We start from the raw sequence: 10097 nt of genomic DNA on the forward strand, positions 1-10097 counted from the left end.
CCTGTCGCCCCCTCCGGGCGGGAGGGGGCCCTGCGTTCGGGGGCCGAGGTGCCCGGGAATAGCCGCGCGCCGGCGCCGCGTTGCCACGAGCGTGACGACGAACACGCCGCGGCCCGAGGTGCTGCGATACACCGCCTTCTCCAGCGCCCCCGACGGCGGGAACCCCGCCGGTGTCGTTCTGGACGCGGGCGGCCTGGACGACAGCGACATGCTGGCCATCGCCGCCGACCTCGGATACTCGGAGTCCGCGTTCCTGACCGCGCCGCCGCGGGGCCTAGGCGGCCAGGAGGGGCGGGCGTACAGCATCCGCTACTTCAGTCCCAGGGCCGAGGTGCCGTTCTGCGGGCACGCCACCGTCGCGACCGCCGTCGCCCTCGCCGAGCGGACCGGCCCGGGGGAACTCGTGTTCGCCACGCGCGCCGGCACCGTACCGGTGGAGGTGACCGAAGAGGGCGGAACGGTCAGGGCCACGCTCACCAGCGTCGAGCCGCACATCGAGGAGATCGCCGACGCCGACCTCACGGAGGCGCTCGCCGCGCTCGGCTGGCCGGCCGCCGATCTCGATCCGGCCTTCCCGCCGCGGATCGCGTTCGCCGGTGCCCGCCATCTGGTGCTCGCGGCGGCGACACGCGCACGCCTCGCCGATCTCGCGTACGACTTCGCGCGCCTCGAAGCCCTCATGCACCGCCTGGACCTGACCACGCTTCAGTTGGTGTGGCGGGAGTCGGCCACCGTCTTCCATGTCCGTGACCCGTTCCCCGTCGGCGGCGTCGTCGAGGACCCGGCGACCGGCGCCGCGGCCGCCGCCTTCGGCGCGTACGTCCGTGAACTCGGCCTGGTGCCCGAGGACGCCGTCCTCACCCTGCACCAGGGCGAGGACCTGGGCCGCCCCGGCGAACTCACGGTGACGCTGCGCGCGGGTGACTCTCGGGTCCGTGTCGGCGGCGCGGGAACGCGCATCGGCTGAGGCTCACGGCATCCGCGCGGCCGGCGCGAACAGGCCCTCCGGGTCGTACGCGGCGCGGATGCCCGCGAGCCGCTCCTCGTGCGAGCCGAAGACCGCGCCACGCAACTGGCTCGCGTCCTCGCCGAGCCCGGCGAAGTTGACATATGTCCCGCCGCTCGAGAACGGCTTCATCGCATCCCACGCCGAACGCGCCCACTCGATCGCGGCCTCGTCCATCGCCGGGTCCTGCCAGCCCGCGTCGATGCTCACGTTGAAGCGCGCGGACCGGTGCGCGAACGCGCTGTCGTCGGGGCCCACGTGCGCCACGGCGCCGCCGAGGGTGCGCACGACGACGAGGCTCTCCGGCGTCGGCCGCCGGGAGTCCCAGTCCAGCAGTGTCCGGATGGCCTCGTCGTTCAGCTCGTCCATGAAGTGCGACTTCATGAAGTAGCGCTCGCCGTCCGGGAACCGCCAGGTGTTCGCGCACTGCAGCGCGACGTAGGGCACCGTCGCGCTCAGGTCCAGGAGCACCGGGCCCAGTTCGCGCTGGGGTGCGAGCGCGGCGAGGGCACCGTCGTCCGGCGGGCCCCCGTAGACGGAGCCGATGATGACGCACTTCGCCCTGTGCAGTTCCCGCGGTATGCCGGGGGCGGCGGGCACGCTCCAGAGCAGCAGTTCCGGCGTGACCGTCTCGGGCGCGCAGCTCGTCGCGTCCCGCCAGGCCCGCACCACCGCCTCGGCGTGCTCGTACGGGTGGAGCATCACCACCGTGGCCACATCGGGGCCGAGGGAATGGAGGCCGAACTCGAAGGACGTGACGACGCCGATGCCCCGGCCGCCGCCGCGCGCCGCCCAGTACAGGTCGGGCTCCTGCTCCCGGTTCACCGTGCGCACGACGCCGTCCGCGGTGACGATCTCCAGCGAGCGGACGCTGTCGCAGCTCAGGCCGAACGTCCGCATCACGAACCCGAAGCCGCCGCCGAGCGTGAGACCCGCGATCCCGGTCGCCGAGATCTCCCCGCCCGGCGTGGCCAGAGCATGCAGTTGGGTCTCCCGGTCCAGTTCGCCCCACGTCACGCCGGCCTGGGCGCGCGCCGCACGGGCCGCGGGGTCGACGTGCACGCCCTTCATCCGCGACAGGTCGATCACGAGCCCGTCGTCGCACAGTGCGCTGCCCGCCACCTGGTGGCCGCCACCGCGGATGCTGACGACGGGACGGTGCTCCCGCGCGACCCGCACCGCCTCGAGGACGTCCGCCGTGCCGGAGCAACGGGCGACGACCGCGGGGCGGCGGTCGATCAGCCCGTTCCAGACGGTGCGCGCCTCGTCGTAGGCGGGATGCGCGCGGTCGATCACCTCACCCTGAAGCGAGGAGCGAAGCTCGTCGGCAATCGCCCGCTCCGCGGCAGTCGTCGAGGGGGAAGTCCGCTCGTCCGGCATCGGCGTCACCTCTCCCGGTGCGCGCTGCTGTCCGTCCTTCCACGGTAGGCCTGAGCGCTGGGAGCCGCACGACCGCCGCAAAACCAGGTGCTATGGCCATGTCCGAGCACTTGACGTGGTGAGGCCGGCTCAGCCTGTCTCCGGTCGGCGCACGGAGGCCGTCGGCGGCCGTTCGCGCAGGGCGCCGTAGGCCAGGAAGTAGGCGGGTACGCGGTTCAGCCAGCGTGATGTGGTGATCAGTTCGGCGATGTGTTGTGCGCGCTGAGGGTCGCCGAAGGGCGGGCGGCCCTGCAGGACCGGTTCGATGACGTTGGCGTGGGCGACGCGCTGCATGCGCTGGGTGACGGCCGTGGTCAGCCGGCGGCGACGCTGGATTCGGCGTACGGCCGCCGAAAGGCCGGAGGTTTCGCCGCTCAGCGGGCCGACGAGGTGGCGGGCTGCTGCCACCGCGTCCTGGACGGCGAGGTTGATGCCGATGCCGAAGACCGGCGACATGGCGTGTGCCGCGTCCCCGATGCAGAGGAGGCCCGGCCGGTGCCAGCGCCCGAGCCGTTCGAGCCGTACGTCGAGCAGCTTCACGTCGTCCCACGAGGCGAGGGTGTGCGTCCGGTCCGCGAGCCACGGGACGGCGGCCCCGTAGGAGTCCCGGAAGCGGTCGAGGCCCTCCGCGCGCAGCCGTGCGTCGCTGCCCTTGGGGATCAGCGCGGCGCACTGCCAGTAGTCCCCGCGGTCGATCATGGCGCTGAGGAACCGGTCGCCGACGCCGCCCACGAGCCCGTGCGGATCGCCCTCGCGCCGCGGCAGCCGGAACCACCAGGCGTCCATCGGGCAGCGGAACGTGCGCAGGTCCAGTTCGGGGAGCGAGCGGGCGAGCGAGCCGCGGCCGTCGCAGGCCACCGTGAGGGTGGCCCGCAGTTCGCCGGTGCGGCCGTCGGACGTGCGGTAGGAGACGCCGGTGACGCGGCCGCGTTCCCTGAGGAAGGAGGTCGCCTCGGTGTTCATGCGCAGGGTGAAGGACGGCTCGCGTCCGGCCTCGTCGGCGAGGAGGTCGAGCAGGTCCCATTGGGGCACCATCGCGATGTAGTTGTACCGGCGTCGCAGCGCGCCGATGTTCCCCACGGTGACCAGCGTCCCGTCGGGGCCGAGCGGCAGCTGGACCGTCGTGACCCTGCGCTGGGGCAGACGGGCGAACCGTTCGCCGAGGCCGAGCTCCTCCAGGAGTGTGAGGGTGGTCGGATGGACGGTGTCGCCGCGGAAGTCACGCAGGAAGTCGCCGTGCTTCTCCAGGACCGTCACCTCCACCCCGGCGCGGGCGAGGAGCAGCGCGAGGACCATTCCGGCGGGCCCGCCGCCCACCACGCAGCACGTGGTCCGCTCCGCCGTCCGCAGGCCGTCCCTCGTGTCCATCGCGCTCCGTCCCTTCGTCCGCACCGCTGATGAGTCACACTGGTATACATACCCACAAGTAGCCGCAAAACCGTCACGCAGGGTCGCTATGCGTAGTTGCTATGTGTGTTTCCACACGTGGTGGCCGCATGCCCGGGAGGCACGATGAGCCAGAGTCGGCAGCCGGTCCTTCTCCCCTACTCCGATCCGGCCTTCGTGGCCGACCCCTTTCCGCTGTACCGACAGCTGCGCGAGGACGGCCCGGTCCGCCGCGCGGTCATCGCGGGTGGCGTGCACGCCTGGCTGGTCACCCGCTACGAGGATGGGCTCGCGGCCCTGTCCGACCCGAGACTGAGCAGCGACATCCGTGACGCGTCGGACCGTCGCCTGATGGACCAGCTGCCCGAGTTCGAGCGCGAATCGATGATGAGCAACATGCTGCGCTCCGATCCGCCCGACCACACCCGGCTGCGCCGCCTGGTCTCGAAGGCGTTCACGGCGCGCCGGGTCGCCGAGCTGCGGCCCCGGATCCAGGAGATCGCGGACCGGCTGCTCGACGAGGTGGTGCCGGCGGGCCGGGCCGAACTCGTCGCGGAGTTCGCGCTGCCCCTGCCGGTCACCGTGATCAGCGAGCTGCTCGGCGTGCCGGTGGACGACCGGTACGACTTCCAGCGGTGGACCGACGACATGCTGCTGCGCGGGGAGCAGATGCCGGACCCGGTGGTCGTGAACGAGGCGTGGCAGAAGATGCGCGCGTACCTCACACACCTGCTGGACACCAAGCGCGCACGGCCCGAGGACGATCTCCTCAGCGCCCTGATCAGCGCCCGTGACGAACAGCAGCGGCTGAGCGAGGACGAACTGATCTCGATGACGTTCCTGCTGCTGGTGGCGGGGTACATCACGACGGTCAACCTGATCGGCGGCGGCATCGCCGCGCTCCTCGCCCACCCCGACCAGCTGGAGCTGCTGCGCGGCGACCCCGGTCTGCTGCCCGGCGCGATCGAGGAGTTCCTCCGCTACGACGGTCCGGTCAGCCCGGGCATCGCGCGGTTCGCGCGCGAGGACGTCGAGATCGCGGGCGTGAGCGTCCCGCGCGGCGCGACCGTGCTGATCGCGTCCGCGATCGCCGACCGCGATCCGGCGCGCTACGCCGACCCCGACCGGCTGGACGTCGCCCGGCGCGACATCGGCCATCTGGCGTTCGGGCACGGCATCCACTACTGCCTGGGCGCCCCGCTCGCCCGCCTGGAGGGTGAGATCGCGATCGGCGCGGCCCTGCGCCGCCTCCCGGACCTGGCCCTGGCGGTACCGCCCACCGAACTGACCTGGCGCCCCGGCGGCCTGCGCGGCCCGGTAGGCCTGCCCGTCACGTTCACCGCGAGCTGAGTCCGCGTTGGGGGGAGACACAGGCGACACAACACACGAGCCCACCCCGCGTCCGGGGTGGGCTCGTGTCTCTGAGCGCCGGGCAGGCCTTGCACCTGCATCTCCCCGCAGGAAGCGGGGCGTCTTTCCTTGGACCACCAACGCGCGAACGGCTGCTCGAAGTTCGGGCGACCAGTTCGAGATCAGTATAGGGCACGCCACGGACCATCCGTGACCGCAGGCGCCCGACCGGAGTCGGGCACCTGTTCCGGAGGGCTAGAAGAAGCCCAGCTTCTGGGGCGAGTAGGACACCAGCAGGTTCTTCGTCTGCTGGTAGTGGTCCAGCATCATCTTGTGTGTCTCGCGGCCGATTCCGGACTGCTTGTAGCCGCCGAAGGCCGCGTGTGCGGGGTAGGCGTGGTAGCAGTTCGTCCAGACGCGGCCCGCCTGGATGGCACGGCCGGCGCGGTAAGCCATGTTGATGTCGCGGGTCCACACGCCCGCGCCGAGGCCGTACGAGGTGTCGTTGGCGATCTTGATCGCGTCGTCGAAGTCGTCGAAGGACGCCACCGAGACGACCGGGCCGAAGATCTCCTCCTGGAAGACCCGCATGCGGTTGTCGCCCTCGAAGATCGTGGGCCGTACGTAGTAGCCGCCCTTCAAGTCGCCGTCGTAGTCGGCGCGTTCGCCGCCCGTGAGGACCTTGGCGCCCTCCTGCCTGCCGATGTCGATGTAGGACAGGATCTTGCTCAGCTGCTCGCTGGACGCCTGGGCGCCGATCATCGTGTCGGTGTCGAGCGGGTGTCCGGGCTTGATCAGCTCGGTGCGGGCGACGGCCGCGGCCAGGAAGTCGGGGTAGTTGCCGCGCTGGATCAGGCCGCGGGACGGGCAGGTGCACACCTCGCCCTGGTTCAGCGCGAACATCGTGAACCCTTCGAGGGCCTTGTCGCGCAGCTCGTCGTCCTTGTCCCACACGTCGTCGAAGAAGATGTTCGGCGACTTGCCACCCAGCTCCAGCGTGACCGGCTTCAGGTTCTCCGCCGCGTACTGCAGGATCAGGCGGCCCGTGGACGTCTCGCCGGTGAAGGCGACCTTCGCCACCCGCGGACTGGAGGCGAGCGGCTTTCCGGCCTCGGGGCCGAATCCGTTGACGATGTTCAGCACGCCCGGCGGGAGCAGGTCGGAGACGAGGCTCAGCCAGTAGTGGATGGAGACCGGGGTCTGTTCGGCCGGCTTGAGGACGACGGCGTTGCCCGCCGCCAGGGCCGGCGCGAGTTTCCAGGTCGCCATCAGGATGGGGAAGTTCCACGGAATGATCTGGGCGACGACGCCCAACGGCTCGTGGAAGTGGTAGGCGACCGTGTCGTCGTCGACCTCGCTGAGGGAGCCCTCCTGGGCGCGCACCGCGCCGGCGAAGTAGCGGAAGTGGTCGATGGCCAGCGGGATGTCGGCCGCCAGCGTCTCCCGTACCGGCTTGCCGTTCTCCCAGCTCTCCGCGACCGCCAGTGGCTCCAGGTGCGCCTCCATGCGATCGGCGATCTTCAGCAGGATGTCGGAGCGCTCGGTCGCCGATTTGCGCCCCCAGCCGGGCGCGGCCGCGTGCGCCGCGTCGAGCGCCAGCTCGACGTCCTCCGCGGTGCCGCGGGCCACCTCGGTGAAGGGCTGGCCGTTGACCGGACTCGGGTTCTCGAAGTACTGCCCCTTGACCGGGGGCACGTACTCGCCGCCGATGAAGTGGTCGTAGCGGGGCTGGTAGGAGACGATCGCGCCCTCGCTTCCGGGCGCCACGTAACGGGTCATGCGGAACTGACCTCCTTCGGCAGCGCTGCCCGCCGTTGGGCAGCTCTGCGACGGAGGGTAGGAAGGCGGAGGTTGCATCCACGTTGCGGCGGCGGGCCGTCACCCGTGCCCTCGGGCCGTCGCTACGGACGTCCCCGGCCGAACGGCACCGCCAGTTCCGACTCCATCGCGGTCAGGCGGGCCCGGATCGCGGCCGTGGGCCGGGCCGTGGCCAGCGAGTGCCACACGTCCAGGTCGTCCTCGCCCCACGGCGCGTACGCCCAGTCGGCGAGCAGGTCGGGATCCCGGCAGGCGATCAGTGCCGCGCGCAGACCGTCGGCGAGGCGGCGCCTGAGCCGTGCGACCTCCGGTGCCTGCGAGGTGGGGAGCAGCGGGCCCGCGTAGGCGGTCAGGGCCGTGGTGATCGCGCCGGCCGCCAGCCGACGTTCCACGACGGCCACGTCCGACGCGACGGGCGCCGTGAGCCGGTACGGGCGTGAGGCGAGCAGTCCGGGGCCGAGCACCTGGCGCAGCCGGGCCAGTTCCGCGCGCAGCGTCACCGGCGTCACCGACTCGTCCTCGTACAGCGCGCACAGCAGCTCGTCGCCGGTCAGTCCGTCGGGGTGACGGGAGAGGAGGACGAGGATCTCGCTGTGCCGGCGGCTGAGCCGGAGCCTGCGGCCGTCCGCCGTCAGGAGCGCCTGGTCGCGGCCCAGCGCGGCCAGTTCGAGTTCGCGGGCGCCGGGGAGGCGGGGCGTGAGCAGCGCCAGCTGGGACTCCGCCGCGCGTGCCACGGCCTGGACGAAGCCCAGGCTGTGCGGGTGCGCGAGGCCGTCCCCGCCGGTGATGTCGACGGCGCCCAGCACGCGGCCCGTGCGGGGATCGTGTACGGGGGCGGCCGCGCAGGTCCAGGGCTGTACGCGCCGGGCGAAGTGCTCGGCGGCGAAAACCTGTACGGGGCGGTTCACGGCAACGGCCGTGCCGGGCGCGTTGGTTCCCATCGCGCTCTCCGCCCACCGGGCGCCGGGCACGAAGTTCATCCGCCCCGCCTGCCGCAGCGTCGACGCGTGGCCCTCGACCCACAGCAGCCTGCCGTGCGCGTCGCACACGGCGAGCAGATGCCGGCCGTCGCAGGCGAACGTGCCCATCAGCTCCCGGAACAGCGGCATCACATGGGCCAGCGGATGCTCGGCGCGATGGACGCCGAGGTCGTTGTCGGTCAGTTCGATGTCGGCGGTGCCGTCGGGGCGGACGCCTGCCCGTGCCGACCGCCGCCACGAGTCGGCGACCACGCCCCGCACCGGCCGGGGCACCGTCCCGGCCTCGGTGAAGATCTCGTGGGCCCGGTGCAGCACCCGTACGCGCTCGGCAGGGTCGGCCCCCGGCTCCAGGGCCACCCAGGGATCGGTCAACGTAACCTCCCGCGGGGCGATGCGCTGGGGGACATCGTCGCTCGGGGGGTCCGTGGCGACAACCGTTTCGACCGGCTGAGCGGCTCACCCGACCCCCACCGCCCCGGCCGGACGTCCGCTGAGCGGACGGCTGTGACCGGATACAGCTCTTGACAGGACATCAACATCTGACTGAGCATCAGGCGCACACAGCTCCCGCACAGCTCTGGCACCACCTGATCCAGGCATCGCTCGACTCCCCCATCGACGAGAAAGTGCGGCTCCCCACATGACACATCCGAGATCCAGCCTGCCCACGACCATCTCCGGACGGCTGGCCGCCGTGGCACTCGTGGCCGTGGCGGGGCTGATCGCCGCGTCGCCGACCGCCTCCTCTGCCACGCCCGACCGGACCGGGGCGGGCACCACGGACGCCGGGACGTCGGCGGCACCCGACCTCCCGCTCGCCAATGTCAAGGCGCACCTCACGCAGTTCCAGTCGATCGCCACCGCCAACGGCGGCAACCGGGCCCACGGCCGCCCCGGCTACCGGGCCTCGATCGACTACGTGAAGGCCAAGCTCGACGCGGCCGGATTCACCACCACCGTCCAGCAGTTCACCCAGTCCGGCAGCACCGGGTACAACCTGATCGCCGACTGGCCCGGCGGGGATCCGAACCAGGTCCTGATGGCCGGCGCGCACCTCGACTCGGTCTCCTCCGGTGCCGGGATCAACGACAACGGCTCCGGCTCCGCCGCCGTGCTGGAGACGGCCCTCGCGGTCTCCCGCGCCCAGCTCCAGCCCACGAAGCACCTGCGGTTCGCCTGGTGGGGCGCCGAGGAGCTGGGGCTGGTCGGCAGCAGGTACTACGTCAACAACCTGCCGGCCGCCGACCGTGCCAAGGTCTCCGGTTACCTCAACCTCGACATGGTCGGCTCCCCGAACCCCGGCTACTTCGTCTACGACGACGACCCGGCGATCGAGAAGGTCTTCAAGGACTGGTACACGGGCATCGGTGTGGCGACCGAGATCGAGACGGAGGGCGACGGCCGCTCCGACCACGCGTCCTTCAAGAACGTCGGCATACCCGTCGGCGGTCTGTTCACCGGCGCCAGCCGTACGAAGACGGCGGCGCAGGCGGCCAAGTGGGGCGGTACCTCCGGCCAGGCCTTCGACCGGTGCTACCACTCCTCCTGCGACTCGACCACGAACATCAACGACACCGCGCTCGACCGCAACAGCGACGCTCTCGCCCACGCGATCTGGACGCTGGGAACGTCGGAGCCGGTACCGCCCGGTGAGTCGTACGAGAACACCGCCGACGTCGCCGTCCCGGACAACGGGGCCGCGGTGACCTCGGCCGTCGCCGTCGCGGGCCGCACGGGAAACGCGCCGACGGCGCTGCGGGTCGGGGTGGACATCAAGCACACCTGGCGCGGTGACCTCGTCGTCGACCTGCTGGCGCCGGACGGCACGGCCTACCGGCTGAAGAACTCCAGCAGTTCGGACTCCGCGGACAACGTCATCGCCACCTACACCGTCAACGCGTCCAACGAGACGGCCAACGGCACCTGGCGGTTGCGGGTGCAGGACGTCGCCTCGCAGGACACCGGCTACATCGACAGCTGGAAGCTGACCTTCTGACCGATCGGCCGCGGGTGGCGGGGGGCCCGCCCACCCCGGGCGCGGGGGGCCCCGGCCCCGGGCGGGGGGGGTGGCCCCCCCCCCGACGCGGCGCCCCCCCCTAACCAGGGGGGGGGGGCTGGCGGGCCCCCCCCCCCCCCCC

Annotated in this window: 7 protein-coding genes; 3 read left to right on the forward strand and 4 right to left on the reverse strand. The window is 72.0% G+C overall.

Annotated features, from left to right (window positions below):
• The first annotated feature begins 91 nt into the window (after positions 1 to 91).
• The gene (locus ACFV6X_RS33720; RefSeq protein ID WP_385390080.1) at positions 92 to 967 is read left to right on the forward strand and encodes a PhzF family phenazine biosynthesis protein; all 876 of its coding nucleotides are present in this window, start codon (positions 92 to 94) and stop codon (positions 965 to 967) included.
• A 3-nt stretch (positions 968 to 970) separates the two neighbouring features.
• Here ACFV6X_RS33720 and ACFV6X_RS33725 read toward each other — a convergent pair whose 3' ends face one another.
• A complete protein-coding gene (locus ACFV6X_RS33725) occupies positions 971 to 2386 on the reverse strand; it encodes an FAD-binding oxidoreductase (RefSeq protein WP_385390081.1) in 1416 nt (471 codons plus the stop codon).
• Positions 2387 to 2515: 129 nt separating this feature from the next.
• Positions 2516 to 3793 (reverse strand): FAD-dependent oxidoreductase, encoded by a 1278-nt coding sequence (locus ACFV6X_RS33730; RefSeq protein ID WP_385390082.1) that lies wholly within the window; start codon positions 3791 to 3793, stop codon positions 2516 to 2518.
• Between the two features lie 144 nt (positions 3794 to 3937).
• Here ACFV6X_RS33730 and ACFV6X_RS33735 point away from each other — a divergent pair, with 144 nt between their 5' ends.
• Positions 3938 to 5161, forward strand: a complete 1224-nt coding sequence (locus ACFV6X_RS33735) for a cytochrome P450 (RefSeq protein ID WP_385390083.1) — start codon at positions 3938 to 3940, stop codon at positions 5159 to 5161.
• A 255-nt stretch (positions 5162 to 5416) separates the two neighbouring features.
• Here the strand turns inward: ACFV6X_RS33735 and ACFV6X_RS33740 are convergent, their stop codons facing one another.
• Positions 5417 to 6940 (reverse strand): aldehyde dehydrogenase family protein, encoded by a 1524-nt coding sequence (locus tag ACFV6X_RS33740; RefSeq protein ID WP_385390084.1) that lies wholly within the window; start codon positions 6938 to 6940, stop codon positions 5417 to 5419.
• Between the two features lie 122 nt (positions 6941 to 7062).
• Positions 7063 to 8331 carry a GAF domain-containing protein gene (locus tag ACFV6X_RS33745; RefSeq protein WP_385390086.1) on the reverse strand — a complete coding sequence of 423 codons (1269 nt, stop codon included), beginning with the start codon at positions 8329 to 8331 and terminating at the stop codon, positions 7063 to 7065.
• A gap of 268 nt (positions 8332 to 8599) precedes the next feature.
• Between ACFV6X_RS33745 and ACFV6X_RS33750 the strand changes: the two genes are divergently transcribed.
• Positions 8600 to 9955: a M28 family metallopeptidase gene (locus tag ACFV6X_RS33750; RefSeq protein ID WP_385390088.1), complete on the forward strand. Its 1356-nt coding sequence runs from the start codon at positions 8600 to 8602 to the stop codon at positions 9953 to 9955.
• The last annotated feature ends 142 nt before the right edge of the window (positions 9956 to 10097 follow it).

The sequence above is a fragment of the Streptomyces sp. NPDC059861 genome (genome assembly GCF_042731435.1).
Taxonomy (GTDB): Bacteria; Actinomycetota; Actinomycetes; order Streptomycetales; family Streptomycetaceae; genus Streptomyces.